Source organism: Halothiobacillus sp. (assembly GCF_028710545.1).
Taxonomy (GTDB): domain Bacteria; phylum Pseudomonadota; class Gammaproteobacteria; order Halothiobacillales; family Halothiobacillaceae; genus Halothiobacillus.
Genome location: NZ_JAQTTX010000038.1, coordinates 7,738 through 26,928 on the forward strand (window position 1 = coordinate 7,738; position 19,191 = coordinate 26,928).

At 57.0% G+C, this 19,191-nt stretch carries 21 protein-coding genes; 9 read left to right on the forward strand and 12 right to left on the reverse strand.

What is annotated here, in order from left to right:
- Positions 1 to 708 (forward strand): mechanosensitive ion channel domain-containing protein (locus PHD44_RS08755; RefSeq protein WP_300190491.1); only part of this gene is annotated, 708 nt, incomplete at its 5' end.
- A gap of 34 nt (positions 709 to 742) precedes the next feature.
- Here the strand turns inward: PHD44_RS08755 and PHD44_RS08760 are convergent.
- The 4 genes from PHD44_RS08760 to PHD44_RS08775 form a co-directional block, all read right to left on the reverse strand.
- Entirely contained in the window at positions 743 to 1,573 is an 831-nt protein-coding gene (locus tag PHD44_RS08760; protein WP_300190494.1) for a class I SAM-dependent methyltransferase, read from the reverse strand.
- Between the two features lie 8 nt (positions 1,574 to 1,581).
- A complete protein-coding gene (gene argA, locus PHD44_RS08765) occupies positions 1,582 to 2,904 on the reverse strand; it encodes an amino-acid N-acetyltransferase (protein ID WP_300190497.1) in 1,323 nt (440 codons plus the stop codon).
- Positions 2,905 to 2,988: 84 nt separating this feature from the next.
- Positions 2,989 to 3,927 carry an ornithine carbamoyltransferase gene (gene argF / locus PHD44_RS08770; protein WP_300190500.1) on the reverse strand — a complete coding sequence of 313 codons (939 nt, stop codon included), beginning with the start codon at positions 3,925 to 3,927 and terminating at the stop codon, positions 2,989 to 2,991.
- 116 nt (positions 3,928 to 4,043) lie between these two features.
- Complete coding sequence (locus tag PHD44_RS08775) at positions 4,044 to 5,294, reverse strand: acetylornithine transaminase (protein ID WP_300190502.1); 1,251 nt, start codon at positions 5,292 to 5,294, stop codon at positions 4,044 to 4,046.
- Positions 5,295 to 5,495: 201 nt separating this feature from the next.
- Here PHD44_RS08775 and ubiG point away from each other — a divergent pair, with 201 nt between their 5' ends.
- The 3 genes from ubiG (at position 5,496) to PHD44_RS08790 (ending at position 7,524) form a co-directional block, all read left to right on the forward strand.
- The gene (gene ubiG / locus PHD44_RS08780) at positions 5,496 to 6,209 is read left to right on the forward strand and encodes a bifunctional 2-polyprenyl-6-hydroxyphenol methylase/3-demethylubiquinol 3-O-methyltransferase UbiG (protein ID WP_300190505.1); all 714 of its coding nucleotides are present in this window, start codon (positions 5,496 to 5,498) and stop codon (positions 6,207 to 6,209) included.
- Positions 6,199 to 6,900, forward strand: a complete 702-nt coding sequence (locus PHD44_RS08785) for an HAD family hydrolase (protein ID WP_300190508.1) — start codon at positions 6,199 to 6,201, stop codon at positions 6,898 to 6,900. The genes ubiG and PHD44_RS08785 overlap by 11 nt, the downstream gene beginning before the upstream one ends.
- 135 nt (positions 6,901 to 7,035) lie before the next feature.
- Positions 7,036 to 7,524, forward strand: coding sequence for a hypothetical protein (locus PHD44_RS08790; RefSeq protein ID WP_300190512.1), 489 nt, complete (start codon positions 7,036 to 7,038; stop codon positions 7,522 to 7,524).
- A gap of 30 nt (positions 7,525 to 7,554) precedes the next feature.
- Here PHD44_RS08790 and PHD44_RS08795 read toward each other — a convergent pair whose 3' ends face one another.
- The 8 genes from PHD44_RS08795 to rluB form a co-directional block, all read right to left on the reverse strand.
- Positions 7,555 to 7,737, reverse strand: coding sequence for a PA3496 family putative envelope integrity protein (locus PHD44_RS08795; RefSeq protein WP_012824218.1), 183 nt, complete (start codon positions 7,735 to 7,737; stop codon positions 7,555 to 7,557).
- Positions 7,738 to 7,933: 196 nt separating this feature from the next.
- Positions 7,934 to 8,203 carry a hypothetical protein gene (locus PHD44_RS08800; RefSeq protein WP_300190517.1) on the reverse strand — a complete coding sequence of 90 codons (270 nt, stop codon included), beginning with the start codon at positions 8,201 to 8,203 and terminating at the stop codon, positions 7,934 to 7,936.
- A 103-nt stretch (positions 8,204 to 8,306) separates the two neighbouring features.
- Positions 8,307 to 9,677 carry a dihydroorotase gene (locus PHD44_RS08805; RefSeq protein ID WP_300190520.1) on the reverse strand — a complete coding sequence of 457 codons (1,371 nt, stop codon included), beginning with the start codon at positions 9,675 to 9,677 and terminating at the stop codon, positions 8,307 to 8,309.
- Complete coding sequence (locus PHD44_RS08810) at positions 9,674 to 10,675, reverse strand: aspartate carbamoyltransferase catalytic subunit (protein WP_300190522.1); 1,002 nt, start codon at positions 10,673 to 10,675, stop codon at positions 9,674 to 9,676. Before PHD44_RS08810 ends, PHD44_RS08805 begins: the two co-directional genes overlap by 4 nt.
- The gene (pyrR, locus tag PHD44_RS08815) at positions 10,675 to 11,199 is read right to left on the reverse strand and encodes a bifunctional pyr operon transcriptional regulator/uracil phosphoribosyltransferase PyrR (RefSeq protein WP_300190524.1); all 525 of its coding nucleotides are present in this window, start codon (positions 11,197 to 11,199) and stop codon (positions 10,675 to 10,677) included. Before pyrR ends, PHD44_RS08810 begins: the two co-directional genes overlap by 1 nt.
- Complete coding sequence (gene ruvX / locus PHD44_RS08820; protein WP_300190527.1) at positions 11,196 to 11,699, reverse strand: Holliday junction resolvase RuvX; 504 nt, start codon at positions 11,697 to 11,699, stop codon at positions 11,196 to 11,198. The genes pyrR and ruvX overlap by 4 nt, the downstream gene beginning before the upstream one ends.
- A gap of 17 nt (positions 11,700 to 11,716) precedes the next feature.
- A complete protein-coding gene (locus PHD44_RS08825; protein WP_300190529.1) occupies positions 11,717 to 12,367 on the reverse strand; it encodes a YqgE/AlgH family protein in 651 nt (216 codons plus the stop codon).
- A gap of 76 nt (positions 12,368 to 12,443) precedes the next feature.
- Positions 12,444 to 13,568, reverse strand: a complete 1,125-nt coding sequence (gene rluB / locus PHD44_RS08830; protein ID WP_300190531.1) for a 23S rRNA pseudouridine(2605) synthase RluB — start codon at positions 13,566 to 13,568, stop codon at positions 12,444 to 12,446.
- Positions 13,569 to 13,692: 124 nt separating this feature from the next.
- Here rluB and PHD44_RS08835 point away from each other — a divergent pair, with 124 nt between their 5' ends.
- The 5 genes from PHD44_RS08835 to PHD44_RS08855 all read left to right on the forward strand — a co-directional run bounded on the left by PHD44_RS08835 (position 13,693) and on the right by PHD44_RS08855 (position 18,982).
- Complete coding sequence (locus PHD44_RS08835) at positions 13,693 to 14,856, forward strand: ABC transporter permease (protein WP_300190535.1); 1,164 nt, start codon at positions 13,693 to 13,695, stop codon at positions 14,854 to 14,856.
- A 7-nt stretch (positions 14,857 to 14,863) separates the two neighbouring features.
- Positions 14,864 to 15,721: an ABC transporter ATP-binding protein gene (locus PHD44_RS08840; protein ID WP_300190537.1), complete on the forward strand. Its 858-nt coding sequence runs from the start codon at positions 14,864 to 14,866 to the stop codon at positions 15,719 to 15,721.
- Positions 15,721 to 16,725, forward strand: coding sequence for an MlaD family protein (locus tag PHD44_RS08845; RefSeq protein ID WP_300190540.1), 1,005 nt, complete (start codon positions 15,721 to 15,723; stop codon positions 16,723 to 16,725). Before PHD44_RS08840 ends, PHD44_RS08845 begins: the two co-directional genes overlap by 1 nt.
- 51 nt (positions 16,726 to 16,776) lie before the next feature.
- Positions 16,777 to 17,436, forward strand: coding sequence for an ABC-type transport auxiliary lipoprotein family protein (locus tag PHD44_RS08850; protein ID WP_300190542.1), 660 nt, complete (start codon positions 16,777 to 16,779; stop codon positions 17,434 to 17,436).
- Positions 17,437 to 17,551: 115 nt separating this feature from the next.
- Positions 17,552 to 18,982, forward strand: coding sequence for a DEAD/DEAH box helicase (locus PHD44_RS08855; protein WP_300190545.1), 1,431 nt, complete (start codon positions 17,552 to 17,554; stop codon positions 18,980 to 18,982).
- Positions 18,983 to 19,191: the final 209 nt, after the last annotated feature.

A 19,191-nucleotide genomic window follows, 5' to 3' on the forward strand; every position in this document is an offset into this window, starting at 1 on the left:
AGCCGCTGGACCGTACCCTGGCTTGAGCGCGTATTACGAAAAACACGCATAGATGTCATGCTGATTGGCTTTATCGTCTCCATCGCTCGCACTATTTTCCTGCTCTTCATTGCGGTCGCAGCCCTGTCTCAACTGGGTCTCGACACAACATCACTGGTAGCCCTCATCGGTGCCGCCGGTATTGCCGTTGGCCTTGCACTCAAGGAGTCGTTGGGGAATTTTGCAGCGGGCGTGATGATCCTTATTTTTCGCCCGTTCAAGATCGGTGACTTCGTCGATGGCGCTAATGTAATGGGCACGATTAAGGAAATTGGTATTTTTCAAACCCGCATGACCGATCCGACCAATGTTGAAATCATTGTGCCCAATGCCACGATATACAACAGCCCGATCAAAAACTTCAGCACCCATCCCACGCGTCGGATCGAAATTGCCGTTGGCATCGATTACGCGAACGATCCAAGACAAGCAAAAGAAATCATCGCGTCGCTTTGTGCGGCAGACAGCAGGATACTGCCCGAACCTGCACCACTCGTGCTCGTCAATGATTTTGGCGCGTCGAGCATCGACTTGCTGGTCCGCGTTTGGGTTAATGCCAGCGACATATTGGCGGTTCAAACGGAACTTCGTGAGCAAATCAAGCAACGATTCGATGAAGAAAACATCGCCATCCCATTCCCGCAAATGGTGCTGCGCCGCCCCGAGTAAGGATCACATCCGGCGCGCCGCCAACGATCGACTGTTACTGCGAGATGGAAGGCGTCGGCTTGATATAACAATCAAAACGCACCCGACCGCTACTGATGCTCATTGCAGGCATAGCACCCGCCAAAGCGGGCGCATGCGGTGGACGCTTGACCACATACCGATTCGCCGGTTGCAGACGCGCCCACGCAAACAGGGCATCGGCATCGGCATCTGCACCCACCAGCTCATGGAAGATGCGCATATCCTTTTTCACCAGCGCGGATTTCTGCCGCTCCGGAAACATCGGATCCATCAACCAAACCGTATGTTCATCGGGCTTGATTGTGTCAGGCCATGCCGCTCGGGCATCCGAACCATAGAGATGGATACGCGATGCAATCTCATGGGTCTTGGAATCCAACCGCGCGCGCATCAACGCATCAGATAACAGAAAGTGAATCAGTGGATGTCGTTCGAAGGCAAACACCGTGCACCCCGTACTGGCTAACGCCCAGGCATCACGGCCCAAACCTGCCGTCAGATCGATGACCATTGGACGGCGATTGGCACGCAAACCGGCCGCTTTTGCCAGGGGTTCACGCAAAGCCATTGGTTGATTGAAACGGGCATTCTGAACGAAATCAATACAGAGGGCATGGCGACCAAATATATCGCTGCCTTTTGGCGGAAACAGCTGCCAACAGCCTTCAAAATGCATGAGAACGAAATGATCCGGCTGGACATCGAGCACTTCTTCCGTACCGATTATCGGGATGGAAAGCTTACGCGCCTCCTGAATCTGGCTGCTTGCATATTCATCTGCGCTGGCGGCCGGCATGACCAGTCGAACACTGTCCAACCATGAAGATGACGACGAGGTCGTCAAGGAATGATTCAGATCCACTTACGGTAGATTTTGGAATTGCGCTTGAAGTTGTACAAGGCTTGCCGCTCCGTTGGCAGAGCAGAGATGTTTTCAGCCACGAACCCTTTTTCCTTGAAGAAGGCCATGGTTTGCGTCGATAGAAGAAACAACGATTTCAGCCCCATGGACCGGGCACGCAACTCAAGGAAGCTCAGCAAGCGCCCTGCCCGACCACCCCGTTGATAAGCGGGATGAACCACCAGAGCAGCCAGTTCGGCCGACTGGGATTCTGGATAAGGATAAAGAGCGGCACAACCGATGATATCGCCATCACGTTCAATCACCACGAAACGATCCAGCTCCAACTCAAGCTGTTCGCGCGACCGACGAACCAGAACGCCGGTTTGCTCCAAGGGTTCAATCAGCGCGACGATGCCGCCAATGTCATCAAGACTGGCCGCCCGAATACGCTCGAAGGGCTCGGCAGAAATCAGCGTGCCGCAACCATCGCGGGTAAAGAGTTCGACCAGCAACGCGCCATCGTCTTCACGGTCGACGAGATGAACACGATCCACACCGCGAGAGCAGGCACGTATCGCGCTTTCCAGATGCAAACGGAACTCATCCGATAGCGTTGATCCGGATTGCGACAGAAGCTGGTGTACGTCCGCCAGCCCCATAACCGAAGGTAAATCATCTACAGGATCGGTCAGGAAAATGAGTTTGTCGGCACCGAGGCTGACAGACAGCGACTCCGCCACTTCTTCGGCGCGCAAATTGTACAGCTCGCCGGTGGGCGAAAAACCGAGGTTGCTCTGCACCACGATCGATCCATCGCCCAGCGCATCACGAATGCCGTCTACGTCGACTCGGCGCACGGCACCGGTAAAGCCCAGATCAACGCCATCGATAACACCCATCGGGCGCGCGGTCACGAAGTTGCCGGTCAGCACGCGTTGCGCTAGGCCCGAACCCGACGACATACTCAGCCGGGTCGATAGCCAGGAAAGCAGATCGAACTGCAATGCACCCACTGCCTCAGTCACCGGATCGATCATTTCGAACTCGGTGATGCGCAATCCCTGATGGAATCTGGGTTCCAAACCAGCCAAGGCCAGGCGGCGATTGATCTGGGGGCGTGCACCGGGCACCAAAACCAAACGAACGCCCAGATCCGCCAACAGAACCAGATCACGCACCACACGATTGAATGACTCAGGCTCGTCCAACGCCTCCCCACCAAAGGCCACCACGAAAACCTTGCCTTCGTGCTCACGAATGTAGGGCACGGCGTTACGCAGTCCGTGGACAAGAACCTGCTGAGGACTCAAAACAGCGGTAGCCGTTTCCATGGCAACATCCTTTGACTGCAAGGGCGTATTCATGCCGGTTGATACTCAGCGTTCATGGCCGGGCCGACAATGCGCCGAACCCGATCAGGCGGCCGGGTTGCCGACATCATCAGATACATCGCCCAAAATCAGAAACTCAAGCAAGGCCTTCTGTGTGTGCAGGCGTGCTTCCGCCTCCTGCCAAACGACACTTTGCGGGCCGTCAATGACTTCTGCCGTTACTTCTTCACCACGATGAGCGGGCAGGCAATGCATGAACAAGGCATCGGAATGGGCACGCGACATGACGTCACTGTCGATCACAAAGGTCTTGAAATCCCGTAAGCGGCGCTCCCGCTCGTCTTCTTGCCCCATACTGGCCCAGACATCGGTAACGACAAGATCGGCGCCGGAGGCGGCTTCATGTGCGGTTCGGACGATATGCACACGATCGCCCGCGGCAGCCACAACAGCAGGATCCGGTTGATAACCCTCCGGGGTGGCGATCATCAACTCGAAATCGAATACCTGTGCTGCGTTGATATACGAATGGCACATATTGAAACCGTCACCGATCCACGCCACGCGTTTGCCCTGAATCGAGCCGCGATTCTGCTCAAAAGCGAACACATCGGCCAGCAGCTGGCAGGGGTGGTTCAAGTCGGTCAGCGCATTGATCACGGGTACACGGGAATAAGCGGCAAATTGCTCCACCATGTGGTGATCTTTTGCACGGATCATGACCGCATCGACCATCCGTGAAATGACCCGAGCGGAATCCTCGATCGGCTCGCCCCGCCCCAATTGGGTATCACGTGGCGACAGGAAGATGGCCGTACCGCCTAATTGGGCAATACCCGCCTCGAAGGACAATCGCGTCCGTGTCGATGCTTTCTCAAAAATCATCCCCAAGACACGCTGACGGAGGGTGGCCGGGCGAATGCCCGCATCATAGGCCTTCTTGAGCGCATCGGCCCGAGCAAGAATTCGACGATAGTCCGCCTGAGAATAATCCAGCAAACTCAAGAAATGACGCACTGACATAAAAAATCTCTACCTACCGGGCAACAGGCTCAGTGCCAATCACCCCAATAAAATTTGAACAATAAATAATGTGAGGAATGCCCCCAGCCGGCACCCTGTGCGAGTCCTGCTGCACGTTAGTCCGTTACCTGAGTCGCGTTGGCATCCAACCAGGCAAGAACCACGTCTCCCAGGCGCTTTACGAGGTCATCGGCCTGTTCATCGGACATGATCAACGGAGGCAGCAACCGGATCACGGAACCTGCCGTCACGTTGATCAACAACCGCTCATCCAGGGCCAGTCGCACCAATTCGCCACAGGGCCGATCCAACACAACGCCAATCATCAAGCCCCGACCACGCAGTTCAAGCACAGCGGACTGACCGGCAAACACCGCCCGCAAACCACTGCGAATGCGCTCACTCAACTGTGCCGCACGTGAAACGAGCTGGTCCCGCTCAATCACGCTCAGAACCGTATGTGCAACTCGACAAACCAGGGGGTTGCCACCAAAAGTCGAACCATGATTGCCCGGCGCGAACAGGGTCGCGGCCTTCCCTGCGCCAAGACAAGCGCCAATCGGCACACCGTTCCCGAGACCTTTGGCCAGACTCATGACATCAGGCAACAAGCCTTCTTCATGCTGGAAGCCGAACCACTTCCCGGTACGACCGATGCCGGTTTGCACTTCATCGACCATCATCAACCAGTCATGCTGATCACATAATGCACGAATACCACGCAAATATCCCTCGGGCGCCGCACGGACACCACCCTCGCCTTGAACAGGCTCGACCAGAACAGCCACGATGTTGTCGTGTAACGCTGCCATCCGCTCGATCGCTTCCAGGTCACCATAGGGCACGCGCAGGAAGCCGGCAACCAAGGGCTCGAACCCCTTCTGGATGGCCGGATTCCCGGTCGCGGCAAGCGTGGCCAGCGTCCGGCCGTGAAAACTGGTTTCCATCACCAGAATCTGCGGATTTTCGATCTGCCGTTGATGCGCAAACAGTCGCGCCAGCTTGATTGCAGCCTCATTCGCTTCCGCCCCGGAATTGGCGAAAAACACCGATTCCATGCCGGAAATCTCGGCCAACTTGTCGGCCAGTCGGGATTGCCAGAGCACCCCGTAGACATTGGATGTATGAATGAGGGTCTGTGCCTGATCACAAATGGCTTCACTGATATCAGGATGGGCGTGCCCCAACCCTGTCACTGCGATACCGCTCAATGCATCCAGATACTCGCGCCCAGCCTCATCCCACAAGCGCGCACCCTCGCCACGAACAAACGTAACCGGCTGCCGGTTATAGGTAGACATCAAATGGCTGCTCATTTGGCTGCTCTCATCTGAATATTCATGGTGTGATGCTCCTGACCAATGCATCTAGTGACGTAATATAAATAAAGATACAACAAATAAAGGGGATTCGAGCCCCCTTTATTTGAGCTTATCATAAAAGCAGAAACCTTCCTCGGGTATACGCGACTCAAAACACGACAGGCTGCTAGAATAAACACGCTAATGCGGCCAGCCCCTAACCGGAATCGAGCTGTTCACTCCCTCTTCCTTGTCGAGAAAAATCATATGACAGCCCAATCAAGTGCCCGCGCCGATGAGCTGATTAAGTTCAACCAATTATCCGACCAATGGTGGGATCAGGACGGTGCATTTGCCGCGCTTCACGCCATCAACCCCTTACGCATCCGGTTCATAAGCCAATATGCCGCACTGTCCGGTGCACGCGTGCTCGATGTTGGTTGCGGCGGAGGGATTCTGAGCGAAGGGCTCGCGCAGGAAGGCGCAAAGGTTACGGCACTTGATCTGGCTGCCGATGCATTGCAAGCGGCAAAAACGCATGCGGATGAACATGGCTTGAATATCGACTATCGCCTGGAAGACATTCTTTCGTTTGCCGAAACGCAGGCAGGTACCTTTGATCAGGTCACCTGCATGGAAATGCTGGAACACGTCGACCAACCCGAGTCTATTGTGCAAGCTTTGGCCAAAGCGGTTAAACCGGGCGGATGGGTGTTTTTATCCACCTTGAATCGAAATCCGAAATCATGGTTATTCGGCATTGTTGCAGCAGAATATCTGCTCAAATTGGTGCCTCGTGGCACGCATGATCACAAGCGGTTCATCAAGCCGTCCGAACTGGCACACATGGCCCGTCAGGTCGGGCTCACTCCCGTGGCGTTCAGCGGCATTACCTACAACCCCCTCACCCGTTCGTATGCCCTGAATGCGCAGGATCTGGACGTAAACTATCTCATGGCCTGCCGTCGCCATGAGATTTGATGCAAAGCTGTCCTCCAATCTAACTTGGCCCATTCAAGGCGTGCTGTTCGACCTCGACGGAACTCTGATTGATACGGCACCCGACATGGCGCTTGCACTCAATCGCCTGAGATTGGAGTGCAACCTGCCCCCCTTGCCTTTCGAGCAGATTCGCCCGCAGGTCTCCAATGGCGCGCGGGGGCTGCTGGAAATCGGCTTTCAGCTCGGTCCGGATGATCAAGGCTTCGATATTCTTCGTGACCGTTTCCTGCAACTCTACCAGCAGGATATTGCGGGTGAAACGCACCTGTTCTCGGGGTTCGATGAAGTGATCAACTGGTTGAATCAGCAAGGAATGCACTGGGGCATCGTGACCAACAAGCCAGGTTTTTTAACCCGGCAACTGTTAAAGGCACTTGATTTGAATCCCTCGGTAGTGATCGCGGGCGATGACCTGCTCCGGCGCAAACCCTACCCCGATCAGCTCATTTATGCCGCGGGGCATCTACGGCTTCCGCCACAACGCATCATGTATGTGGGCGACCATGAGCGCGACATTCAAGCCAGCCGCGCTGCACATATGCCCTCGGCCGCCGTCCGCTGGGGTTATCTGGACGGTGAACGCCCTATCGAGGACTGGCTGGCCGATGTCATCCTGACGAACCCTACCGATCTGCTCGCCTTACTTTCGCCAACATCAAACCCACACTAAAAATCCACACTTAAAACCAACACTCAAAATCCAAGGCTGCAATCCATGTCACGATCCGTACTCGAATTTCTACCATGGCCGATTTCAATTCATGACATACATCCTTCAGAGCCATTGGAGGGATTCGCGGATCTCATGAGTTTTTATAGAGAACAGCTACCCCGACTGCGGCCCGGTCACCACAATCAGATCGGAGCTAGTGACCCGGCAAAAGCCGCTCAAATCGATGGCCTGATCATGGCGCTCCTGCTGGTGGATGGCTTGCTTTGCGCCCGGACGGATCATCAGGCAAACAAACCGCTGCGCCTGCCTGTGAATGAACTGGCCGAATACCGAGTGGATGCGGATCACTTCGAGCAACAAACGGTGGATTTCGCCTGGCGCCGCCTGTGCGAACGCTACATCCGTCGCAGCCGGGATTTACTCCAGGCATCTGCCGTGTTGGGCAAGCCCTGGCTGTCCGGCATGACCTACCGTTTTTGTATTGCACGTACCGAGCAGGTACTCCGCGAGGTTCAGGTTGATCCGGCCACCGCCTATACCGGCGGCAGAAGCCCGAAGCTCATGGATCGGCTCACGGCAATGGCGCGAATTCTGTGGCGCACCCTCACCGGTCGCCGTTAAAACCGGCTCGAAGATGGCGAGGGATTCCGTTTAAAAATCATCCTCTATCAGCCGCTTGACGCGGGTCATTTCCAGCAGATCGTCAAGCCGACGACGAGCATCCTTGTTCTCAACCGGTTTTACCTTTTCCACTTCGGGTTCTGCATCGGTCGAATCTTCGGCATCGTCTTCCCAATGCTCGTTGAGATCGGAAATATCATCGTCTTTACTCACAGTATGTTCCTCAGGAATTGATGAATTTTCGCAGCCTTATACCGTGTTTTTTTCAGCTTGAGAAGAGGCGTTTGCACCTTGTGTGAAAAATAGTTGTTTGTGTACCAATAATCCGTTGCCACAAAAAGTAAACACAAAAAAACCGCCGGGGTTACCGGCGGTTTATGCGCGAGAAAATCAATGAATAATCAGATGATTACTGCTCTTCTTCGTCCAGATCAAAGTCATCGTCATCTCCAATTTCCTCGATACGCTCGAGATCCATGAAGCCTTCGATTTCGTCGGCAAACATAACGGCCGTATCTGCCCACACCATCGGACGCACTTCCGTGGAAAGCACACCCTCTTCTTCGGTCTGTACCAGCGCAAAACAGGTCAAGGGCTCGTAGCCGATGCCATCGTCCTCATCGCTGATCAGGGCGTACCAATCATCAGCAGGCATGATGCTCAAAATTTTCGAAGCCATCGTCATTCTCCTTAGGTGGTGGGGTGAAGTTATTTGTGGATGATCATGTCAGCGACATATGACGCTTTCATGGCGTAGCTTCAGAGCAAAATTCAAATCAATTTCAGGTAGCGCGTTCAAAAACCAGGCGACCATTCACCCAGGTGGCACGGGTTTGATGACGAAAATCCCAACCGAAAAACGGGGTATCCCGCCCGGCTGAACGCATCGTCGCCTCATCCAGAGTCCAGTATGCATCGGGATCAATCAATGCCACATCGGCCCGTGCGCCTACGGCAACTCGACCCGAATCGTTCAGACCGAACAGTTCGGCCGGACGTCTCGTCAGCGCATCCAGGGCTCTGGCAAGACTCAAACCCTCTTCGTCGACCAGCTTGAGCACGAGCGGCAACAAGGTATCCAAACCGGAAATTCCGGGCTCCGTCGCCGGGAATGGCGCCAGTTTGGCATCGGTTTCGTGCGGTTGATGATCGGAAATCACGCAATCGATGGTGCCATCCTCTAAACCGGCACGCAGGGCATCCCGATCTCTCAAGCTGCGCAAAGGTGGCTGAACATGCGTATTTCCACACAGGGCGTCCGTATCCATTTCGGACAGCCACAGGTGATGCGCGCTCACGGAGGCGGATACCGGCAAGCCATCGGCTTTGGCTTGGGCAATCATGCGCACACCCGCACGCGAGGAAAGATTGTTGATGTGAATGCGTGCGCCCGTTTCCGCTACCACCGCCAGCAACTGGGCAAGTGGCGCCGTTTCGGCAGACACGGGGATTCCCGGTAGGCCCAGTCGGGTGGCGATGGCCCCTTCGTGCGCGCATCCACGCTTGCTCAAGGAGGGGTCTTCGGGCTGGATCACGACCAGAATATCGAAGGTGGCGGCATACTCCAGCGCCCGGCGCAACAGACGCAAATCGCGCACGGGGTAATGGGCGTTGGACACGGCGACGCACCCGCCTTCGGTCAATTCGGCCATTTCCGCCAGCAATTCACCCTTCAAACCTTGCGTGAGCGCACCGATCGCCACCACACGGGCACGACCGGACAATTGAGCCCGACGTTTGATAAAACGCGCCACGGCAATCGTATCGAGTACCGGATCGGTATCCGGCGGCATGCAGACGGTTGTAATGCCGCCTGCGACCGCTGCCAGTGTCTCCGTGGCGATCGTTGCCTTGTGCTCCAATCCGGGTTCGCGCAGACGCGCCCAGCCATCGATGACACCGGGAATCAACCACAACCCCTTGGCATCTATCTTTTGAACCTGAGTGTGAGGGAACTGCTCGGGTGCATCACCGATACCCACGATCCGGCCATCTGCCAGATACACATCAGCGATGCGATCAAGCTGGTCAGCCGGATCGAACACCCGCGCGCCCTGAATGAGCCAGGTGTCGCAATCAATGCCCGGACGACAACCTTCAGGATGCCGCACGGGGTCGAGATCAATACCGAGGTTAGGGGGATTTTGAATCATGATTCTGCACTCATGCACAACGCCATCACGGCCATACGCACGCCAATACCGTTGGAAACTTGTTCGAGGATGACGGACTGCGGGCCATCTGCAACGCGGGATTCGATTTCGACGCCGCGATTGGCTGGCCCCGGATGCATTACGATCGCGTCCGGTTTGGCCCACCTTAGTTTTTCTTCGGTCAGACCATACAAGCGATAAAACTCCTGCTCGGTCGGCAACAGTCCGCCTTCCATACGTTCGCGTTGCAAGCGCAGCATGATGATGACATCCACGTCTTTCAGACCCTGGCGCATATCGTGGAATACGCGCACGCCCATCGGTTCGATGTCATTGGGTATGAGGGTGCGCGGGCCGATCACCCGCAGTTCCCCCACATTGAGCGAGTTGAAGGCATGAATCTGTGAGCGGGCGACGCGAGAGTGTTTCACATCGCCGACAATCGCAATCCGCAAGGGCGCGAAATCACCTTTGATTCGCCGGATCGTGAACGCATCCAGCAGCGCTTGCGTTGGATGAGCGTGCCAACCATCCCCCGCATTCAGAACCGAAACGTGCGGCGCCACATGACGGGCGATGAAATGCGCCGCGCCGGACTGATCATGGCGCACCACAAACATGTCCGCCTGCATGGCTTCGATATTGCGCAGGGTATCCAGCAGGCTTTCACCCTTGGTGGTTGCCGAGGTGGAAAGATTGATGTTCAACACGTCGGCTGACAACCGTTTGGCCGCCAGCTCGAAGGTCGTGCGCGTGCGCGTGGACGATTCGAAGAACAGATTCACCACCGTGCGCCCGCGTAACAGCGGGACCTTCTTGATTTCACGATCGGTTACCGACATGAAGTTCTCAGCCGTATCGAGAATCCGCGTAATCCAGGTCGGGCCGAGACCTTCGATGGTCAGTAAATGCTTGAGATGTCCCTGCGCATCGAACTGGATTGCCCAGGGATCAGTCGCCAGTTTGGGTATGCTCGGGCGCACGAAATTGACGGCCATCAGGCATTTTCCTCACGAGTCACAATACGGGCGCTCAATGGATCGGGGCCATCGACATGAATTTGCCGGTCGGCCGCAAGATGCACGCGCTGCCCGACCGTATCTGCGGCAATCGGGAGTTCACGGCCATCGCGCTCGAACAGCACCACAAGCCAGATACGCGCAGGGCGACCATAATCGAACAGCTCATTCATGGCCGCACGAATGGTGCGCCCGGTGTACAGCACATCATCGACCAGAATAATGTCACGACCGTCGATATCGGCAGGCAAATACGATGGCGAGACCTGCGGATGCAGGCCCAGGGTATCAAAATCGTCCCGATAGAACGTGATGTTCAGCTTGCCCAGCGGCTCGGCCAGTTTCATGCGCTGGTGCAAAGCTTCGGCTACCCAAACACCGCCACTGTGAATGCCGACCATCAGCGGATTGCTTAATTTTCCCTGATCGACCGCCTGCTTCAACTCGGAAAAACACGAGTCAATCAATAGATCAACCGACTTAATTTCAGGGTTGGATGTCATGTGTAGGTACCGTTTACTTGAGGTGCAGCAGGAGATTCCACTGAATACTCCGACGATTGCACCGGACTTTGACTGAAAAATGTTTCCAGAATGATGGCTGCAGCCTGAGCGTCGATCATGCCGGGCGATTTTTTCACCTTATTCTTGCCATGACGCGCGGTAAGCAGCATCTGGGCATTTTCGGAACTCAGGCGCTCATCAACGTAACGAACCGGCAGGTTAAAACGCCCTTCCAGCCTGCGACCGAAGCGACGGATAAACTCGGCGACGGGATAGGTCTCGCCCGAATCCATTACCGGCCAACCCAGCACGAGACCAACCGGACGCCATTCATCCAGCAGACGCCCGATGATATCCCATTGGATCTGATGCGCGTTGCGATGATGCAGTGTGGTCAATGGGCGCGCACTGCCCAGCATTTGCTCACCCACGGCAACACCGATACGCCATGCTCCGTAATCGAATGCCAGCCAGGTTCCGGGCGGGGCAGAAGCCGTCATGGCGATTCGCGGCGTACTCAGGCGTGACCGGCTTCACCGGACAGCAGGTTCATATCGACACCCAGACTCCGTGCCGCTGCGGCCCAACGTTCCTCGACCGGATAATCGAAGATCAATTCGGTCGTCGCCGCAACGGTCAACCAGGTGTTGTCTGCCAGTTCCTGCTCCAGTTGCCCTTCGGACCAACCCGAATAGCCCAGGGCGATCACGGCGCGCGCGGGGCCGGCACCATCGGCCAGAGCCTGTAAAATGTCTTTGGAAGTCGTGAGGCCGATTTCATCGGTAATTTCGAGCGTCGATTCCCAGCCGCCATGCGGTGTATGCAGCACAAAACCGCGTTCCAGCGCGACCGGGCCGCCCATGAACACGGGCCGACTGCGAATCGACGAGTTGGAGCAGGAAATCTTCATGTGATCGAAAATATCACCCAAGGTGACATCCAGCGGACGGTTGATGGTGATACCCATCGCCCCTTCTTCATTGTGCTCACAGACGTAGGTCACACTATGGTTGAAGTTCGGATCGTCCAAACTGGGCATGGCGATCAGCAACTGGTTTTTCAACTGAATGGGATCGGTAAAGCTGATCGTCGAGACGCTAGCAGGTCGTTTATCCTGCCCCTCGGTATTTGGTTTTGGCGTATGGTCTTCGGAAGGAAATTTAATCATTGTTGAATGATAGACTCGCGCCGCCGGTTAAGGAAGCCCTTCGTGATGCCCCCCGACGAGCAACACCTGCAGATGCTTACCTGCCGCGAGAAGGCTTCCGCCCAGGAGCGGGAGTGCGCGCCGTTCCCTGTCGCTCCCGACGGATCGGCTTGCCACCGGCACGCGCGGGCTTGCTGCGCTTGTCAGGGCCTGCTTCTGCCCCTTGAGGACGTGCGCGAGACAGAACCGGTCGAGATTCTCCTGGTCGAGCTTCTCCGGGCTGACTCATACGGGTTTTCACGCGTTCAATAGGACGAGCGGCCGGTCGGTTGGCGGTAGCGGCACCCTCTTGCGCCTGCGCGCGGGCAGGAACGCGAAACGGTTCGGCAGGCCGTTTGGCGACCGTGCCGGTTTGCACACGCGCCCGATAAGGTTTCAGCGCGCGCCGCTTGGTGTCTTCATCCTGCACTTTGCGACGGGTTTCGGGGCGAAGGCCCACCAGTTTGACCAACGCATCTTCCATTTCAGGCGGCAGATCCTGCGCACGCCCCGGCTTGAGGCGTGGTGGCAACGGAATGCCTGCGTAACTGATGCGGATCAGACGGGAAACCACGGCGCCCACGGCTTCAATCATGCGACGAATTTCACGATTGCGCCCCTCACGCAGGGTCACGTGATACCAGCGGTTCACCCCGGTGCCGCCGGCGTCACTGAGTTGATCAAACTTGGCGGGACCGTCATCGAGCTGAACTTCGGTAGTCAACTGCTTGATCTGATCGTCGGTCAAGCCGCCCAGCACACGCACGGCATAGGTGCGCTCGATCTGATGGCTCGGGTGCATCAAGCGGTTGGCCAGTTCGCCATCGTTCGTCGCCAGCAGCAGACCGGATGTATTGAAATCCAGGCGGCCAACCGTAATCCAACGCCCCTGACGAATGGCGGGGAGCGCGGCGAACACGGTCGGGCGGCCTTCCGGATCGGAGGTGGAAGTGATCTCGCCTTCAGGCTTGTGATAAATAATGACCCGTCGGATCGGCTCTTCGTCGGATACCGTGATTTTCTGCCCGCGCACATCGATGACATCGCCGATCCCGGCCACATCGCCCAATTGGGCCGTGACACCATTGAGTTTCACCTCGCCCGCACTGATCCAGCCTTCGATCATGCGACGGGAGCCGAGTCCCTGAGTGGCCAGGATTTTTTGCAGGCGTTGTTTGCTCACGCGGTAGTTCTCTTTACGTGCTTGGCGAAGCGTATTCGCCAATTTTGATTGCTTGATCGGACAGGTTTTCGGGGGAATGATAAGCTCCTAACCAATCATCACCAAGAGATACCGACGCAACCCCATGACAACAGCGGCCGAAACGATCATTCCAGCCACTGCGACGCCCCAGGTTCGCTGGCTCCATGACCAGCACATGGGTGTTCAGCAGAACGCGGTGCTGCTGCTCAGTGGCGACTGGACGATCCGCAGCCTGCACCATGTGCCGAAGGTCGACACCCCGGTCAAAGAGGGCGTGAAATCGCGAATCGTATTGCGCAGCGAAATGACTGCTTTCGATGGCTCCGCCGCACTGGTGCTGGCGCGCTGGATCAGGCAGTGGCGTGCAGCGGGCCTGACGGTTGACCTCTCGGAGTTTCCCTCACGCGAAACCGGCCTGCTCACGCTGCTGGACGAACGACTCGTCGATTCCGCACCTTCGCCTATACACAAGCCGTCCCTGTTAGCGCGATTGGGCGAAGTGGCCGTTGACCAATGGCATGAAGCAAAATCATTCCTGTCATTCCTGGGCGAACTGGTCTGGCGTGGGTTTCCGCTATTGCTGGCCTTCTGGCGCATCCGCTGGCGCGCCGTCCTAGCCGAAATTGAAGCAGCCGGAGTGCGGGCGCTCGGGATTGTCGGCCTGTTGTCGTTCATGATCGGGATGGTGATGGCCTACCAGGGCGGCGCCACCCTCGAAAACTACGGGGCAAACGTCCTGATCGTCAATCTTGTGGGCATCATCACCCTGCGAGAAATGGGGCCATTGCTCGCGGCGATCATCGTAGCCGGTCGTACCGGCTCATCCTATACCGCTCAACTTGGCACGATGCGCATCACCGAGGAAATCGATGCGCTGCGTGCCATCGGCGTGCCGCCGTTCGAGATTCTGATTTTCCCCAAGGTTCTGGCGCTGGCACTGACACTGCCCCTGCTTTCGGTATTTGCCGATCTCATGGGTCTGCTCGGTGGCGCCGTGGTTGCCAATTACGGATACGGCGTCTCGTTCTCGGTCTTTTTCCAGCGAATACCGGAAGTCGTATCGCTCACCACGCTCTGGCTAGGGCTGATCAAGGCACCGGTGTTCGCCATCGTCATCGCACTGATCGGCTGCATGCAGGGGTTGCGCGTGCGGGGCAGCGCGGCGGAAGTCGGTCGCGCGACGACCGTGAGTGTCGTGCAGGCCATTTTCATGGTCATCGTCATCGATGCGGCGTTTTCCGTGCTCTACAACCTGATGGGTTACTGAAATGAGCATGACGGCTGCAACCGGCTCAAACCACAACGGCTCAAAGGATCTGGTCATTGATGCCCACGGCATCGTGAATGAGTTCGGCAGCCATCGCGTCCATGATGAGCTGGATTTCCAACTGGAGCGCGGAAAGATTCGCGCCCTCGTCGGCGGCTCGGGTACGGGAAAAACCGTCCTGCTCCACACGCTGATCATGCTCCGTCAGGCCAATGCAGGTTCGCTGAAGCTCTTCGGCGTGGATACCGGCTCGGCTGACGATGCCCAACGACAGTCGCTGCGTGAACGGATTGGCGTGCTGTTCCAGGGCGGCGCCTTGTTCACATCACTCACCGTGCTGGAGAATGTGTTGCTGCCCATCAAGGAACACGGCCATTTCGACCCGCACTGGCTGACCGATCTTGGCATGAGCAAGATCCTCCTTGCCGGATTGCCCGCCGACAGCGCGCACAAGTTGCCAATGGAATTGTCCGGCGGTATGGTCAAACGCGCGGCGCTCGCCCGGGCGTTGGCGCTCGATCCCGAACTGCTGGTGCTGGATGAACCCACCTCCGGGCTCGATCCCATCGGTGCTGCCGCATTTGATGAACTGGTGCGCACGTTAAGCGATTCGCTCGGCCTCACGGTATTGCAGGCGACACATGATCTCGATTCGATCTGGCGTGGTGTTGACGAAGTGGCTTTTCTCGGACGGAAAAAGGTTTTGGCCGTTGGCACGGCCGCCGAGTTGGCAGCGCGTGACGAGCCTGAACTCCAGGCCTATTTTCGAGGTGCTCGCTCTCAAGCATACTGGCTGGCATCACAGCAGGCAAAGCCAGAAAAGCCCCCTACCGCTCCATCCTCATCCAGTGCAGAGACGACCTAATGGATTCGAAAATCAATTACACCGCCATCGGGTTATTTGTGTTGCTGCTGGGCTTGGGCCTCGCGGCCACTGCCTATTGGCTCGTAACCGGTGGCAAGCAGCAATCATTCACACCGTATGTGATTTATGCGACCGATAGCGTGGCCGGGCTGACCGAGAACAGTCATGTGCTTTATCGCGGTGTGGACGTGGGCGAGGTCAAAAAAATCCGGATCGATGATAAAAACCCAGGCCGCATCCGCATCCGGGTCGATATTGACGCCAATGTCCCCATTCGCGCAGATACCGTGGCGCAACTGCGACCACAGGGTGTCACCGGCTTGAGCGTGCTGAATCTGACCGGCGGCAAATCAAGCACGCCACTGACCCACCGCAACAGCAAAGGCGAACTGGTCATTCCCTTCGAGCCATCGATATTTTCCCGGCTCGAAGGTGGCCTTAACGACACGATGGTCAAGATCGCGCGCATCAGCGACCGTCTCGATCAGTTATTCAGTGAAAAGAATGTCGCCACACTGGATAGCACGCTAGACCATATCGACACGCTGACCGCGATGCTCGCCGAACGTCGCTCGGATATTTCCGCAGCCATTATTGCCGGGCGCAAAACCTTGGAGAACACGGCCGTCGCCAGTCAATCGGCGAACAAGCTGATCGATCAATCCCGGCAGCTCGTCCAGACCTTTAAGCAATCGATTCAGGGGCTTGATGCCACGCTCAAAGCGACAGACATCGCGGCCAACAAAGTCAGCGCGGCCAGCGACAATACGATCGCCATGACTCAGACCGGCAATCAGACACTGAACAACTTCAACCAGCGCACCCTGCCGGTACTCGATGGCCTGCTGTCGCAGCTTCAGGAAACCAGTATTGCGTTGACTCGGCTCGTCAACCAGCTCAACGACAACCCAAGCCAGATACTATATGGCGCGGCACCCATTCCTCCGGGGCCGGGTGAGGGGAAAACCTCTGCCAGTCCCAATCAAATCGCACCGTCGCCGTGATTCGGCCTTATGCGATCCCGATCAAGATAAGCAAGACACCTAGGATTAACCATGCGGCCATCAGCTCTCACGAAAACCTCTACCTATCTCGCCGCCTTGTGCATGCTCAGTCTGGCACTGGCTGGTTGCAGCCTGCCCATCAAGCCACCTGAAGCGCAGAACACGTTCCGGCTCAACAGTACGAACCTGCAAACCCCCGCGATTGTCGCCCAAGGGAAAGATGCTTCCTATCTGATACAGATGCGCACACTGCAAGCCGCACATGGATTCGAAACTCAGGAAATGATGTACAGCCGCGATGCACAAAATCTCTCGCCCTATCGAAACAGCCGTTGGTTGGCAGCCCCTGCCGAAATGTTGAGCGATGCCATCGAACAAACCCTGCTCAAGCAACCCTGGGTGGCCGGCGTTGTACCCAATTCCGCCAGCGCACCCGTGGCCGTGAACCTCCGTTGCCAACTTATTCGCCTGGAGCATGACCTCAGCGGCAACGAAGGCAAGGCTCATCTCGTCATGAGCTGCCTGTGGACCAATCCCGCAGACAGAACCGTCGAATCCCACTGGCGCTTCGACCAAACCCGCCCCATCACTCAGAACAACGCGACACAGTTCGCAGCAGCGAGTCAGGCGCTGGTTGATGAGGCCATCACACAAATCGTCGAACAAACGCGCGCCGTCATCATCAGTGCTCAGCCGAAGGCGAACGGCTGAGCCGGCAAAAGTAATCAAAACCCTGCTGGCCGACGCAATCAGGTATGATGCTCGGCTTTGCCGCATTCATACCCCTCCTTTCTTATCCTCTTTACCGATACCCTTTGGAAACACCATGTCATTTGCTGAACTGGGCCTGATGCCCGAGTTGCTGGCCGCGCTCGACGCCGTCGGCTATACAAATCCCACCCCCATCCAACGTGAAGCGATCCCGATCGTCTTGTCCGGGCGGGATCTTCTGGCCGCAGCCCAAACCGGCACCGGCAAAACTGCCGGTTTCACCTTGCCTTTGCTGCAACGGCTCGCCACCCTGCCCGTTCTGCACCCGGCGCCCAAGCATCGTATCCGGGCGCTCGTCCTCACGCCCACGCGCGAACTCGCTTCGCAAGTGGAAGAAAGCGTCAAACAATACGGCCAAAAGCTGAAACTAAGCTCGATGGTGATTTTCGGCGGCGTGAACATCAACCCGCAACGTGACCGTCTGCAACGCAAGCTCGACATCCTCGTCGCCACCCCGGGACGCCTGCTCGATCATGTCGGCCAGGGCAACGTGGATTTGGGCGGTGTGGAAATCCTGGTGCTGGACGAAGCCGACCGCATGCTCGACATGGGGTTCATCCGCGATATCAAGCGCGTGCTCGCCCTGCTGCCTCAGAAAAGGCAGAACCTGCTGTTCTCGGCCACCTTCGCGCCGGAAATCAAAACCTTCGCCCAGAATCTGCTCGACAACCCGGCCAAGGTCGAAGTCGCGCCACAGACCACCACCGCCGAACGCGTCGAACAGCGGATTTACCCGGTCGATCGGGATGCCAAAAAGGCCCTGTTGCAACAACTCATCGTGGACGGCGACTGGAAACAGGTGCTCGTATTCACCCGTACCAAACACGGCGCGAATCGTCTGGCCGAACAACTCGACAAGGACGGCATCCCCGCCATGGCGATTCACGGCAACAAGAGCCAGTCTGCCCGCGAGAAGGCGCTCGGTGCCTTCAAGGCCGGCAAACTGCGGGTACTGGTCGCGACCGACATTGCCGCACGTGGCATCGACATCGATGCCCTGCCCCATGTAGTCAACTATGAACTGCCGAACGTGCCCGAAGACTACGTGCATCGTATCGGTCGTACCGGTCGCGCCGGTGCGGGCGGCGAGGCTGTCTCGCTGGTGTGCGTGGACGAGCACAAACTGCTGGCCGACATTGAACGCACCATTCGCCAGAAACTCGAACGCGTGATCGTGCCCGGCTTCGAACCGGACCCGAATGCCAAGCCCGAGCCATTGCGCAAACCACAGGCCGCGCGCCAACCCCGCCGCGACTTCCCGCAACGCAGCGCTCAAGGTCATGCCGCCCAAGCACCCCGGACAGCCGGTTCCCAGCGAGACGGTCAACCCCGTTCACCTGGTGGTGCCGCAGCGGGCAATCGCCCCCAAAGAGAGGGCGGCAGAGATACGGGAAATCGTCCCGGGAATAACTCAGGGAACAACACCAGCAATCGCTCGCATCCGGCAGGTTCCGGTCAACGCCGTCGGCCATCTGGCAACATGTAACTTTGCGGCGTTTTAGTACGCAATATTGGATGCGGGTTCTACAACGATCTCGCGGCTAACCGCAGGTTGCGATCAGTCTCAAACTAGAGCTAAACAGTACACCAGTTCCCAATATCCAAACGTTAGGGAAGCGCTGATTTATTCAGTGCGTCCCGCTTGGGGCAGGATGCCCCAACACGAACAAAGACGTAAGTCTTTGATTCGTGAGC

Excerpts from the sequence above, each read along its gene's own strand:
- argA (WP_300190497.1), bottom strand. The coding sequence starts at position 2,904 with ATGGAAACGGCTACCGCTGTTTTGAGTCCTCAGCAGGTTCTTGTCCAC.
- argF (WP_300190500.1), bottom strand. The coding sequence starts at position 3,927 with ATGTCAGTGCGTCATTTCTTGAGTTTGCTGGATTATTCTCAGGCGGAC.
- PHD44_RS08775 (WP_300190502.1), bottom strand. The coding sequence starts at position 5,294 with ATGCATTGGTCAGGAGCATCACACCATGAATATTCAGATGAGAGCAGC.
- ubiG (WP_300190505.1), top strand. The coding sequence starts at position 5,496 with ATGACAGCCCAATCAAGTGCCCGCGCCGATGAGCTGATTAAGTTCAAC.
- PHD44_RS08785 (WP_300190508.1), top strand. The coding sequence starts at position 6,199 with ATGAGATTTGATGCAAAGCTGTCCTCCAATCTAACTTGGCCCATTCAA.
- PHD44_RS08790 (WP_300190512.1), top strand. The coding sequence starts at position 7,036 with ATGAGTTTTTATAGAGAACAGCTACCCCGACTGCGGCCCGGTCACCAC.
- PHD44_RS08800 (WP_300190517.1), bottom strand. The coding sequence starts at position 8,203 with ATGGCTTCGAAAATTTTGAGCATCATGCCTGCTGATGATTGGTACGCC.
- PHD44_RS08805 (WP_300190520.1), bottom strand. The coding sequence starts at position 9,677 with ATGATTCAAAATCCCCCTAACCTCGGTATTGATCTCGACCCCGTGCGG.
- PHD44_RS08810 (WP_300190522.1), bottom strand. The coding sequence starts at position 10,675 with ATGGCCGTCAATTTCGTGCGCCCGAGCATACCCAAACTGGCGACTGAT.
- pyrR (WP_300190524.1), bottom strand. The coding sequence starts at position 11,199 with ATGACATCCAACCCTGAAATTAAGTCGGTTGATCTATTGATTGACTCG.
- ruvX (WP_300190527.1), bottom strand. The coding sequence starts at position 11,699 with ATGACGGCTTCTGCCCCGCCCGGAACCTGGCTGGCATTCGATTACGGA.
- PHD44_RS08825 (WP_300190529.1), bottom strand. The coding sequence starts at position 12,367 with ATGATTAAATTTCCTTCCGAAGACCATACGCCAAAACCAAATACCGAG.
- PHD44_RS08835 (WP_300190535.1), top strand. The coding sequence starts at position 13,693 with ATGACAACAGCGGCCGAAACGATCATTCCAGCCACTGCGACGCCCCAG.
- PHD44_RS08840 (WP_300190537.1), top strand. The coding sequence starts at position 14,864 with ATGACGGCTGCAACCGGCTCAAACCACAACGGCTCAAAGGATCTGGTC.
- PHD44_RS08845 (WP_300190540.1), top strand. The coding sequence starts at position 15,721 with ATGGATTCGAAAATCAATTACACCGCCATCGGGTTATTTGTGTTGCTG.
- PHD44_RS08850 (WP_300190542.1), top strand. The coding sequence starts at position 16,777 with ATGCGGCCATCAGCTCTCACGAAAACCTCTACCTATCTCGCCGCCTTG.
- PHD44_RS08855 (WP_300190545.1), top strand. The coding sequence starts at position 17,552 with ATGTCATTTGCTGAACTGGGCCTGATGCCCGAGTTGCTGGCCGCGCTC.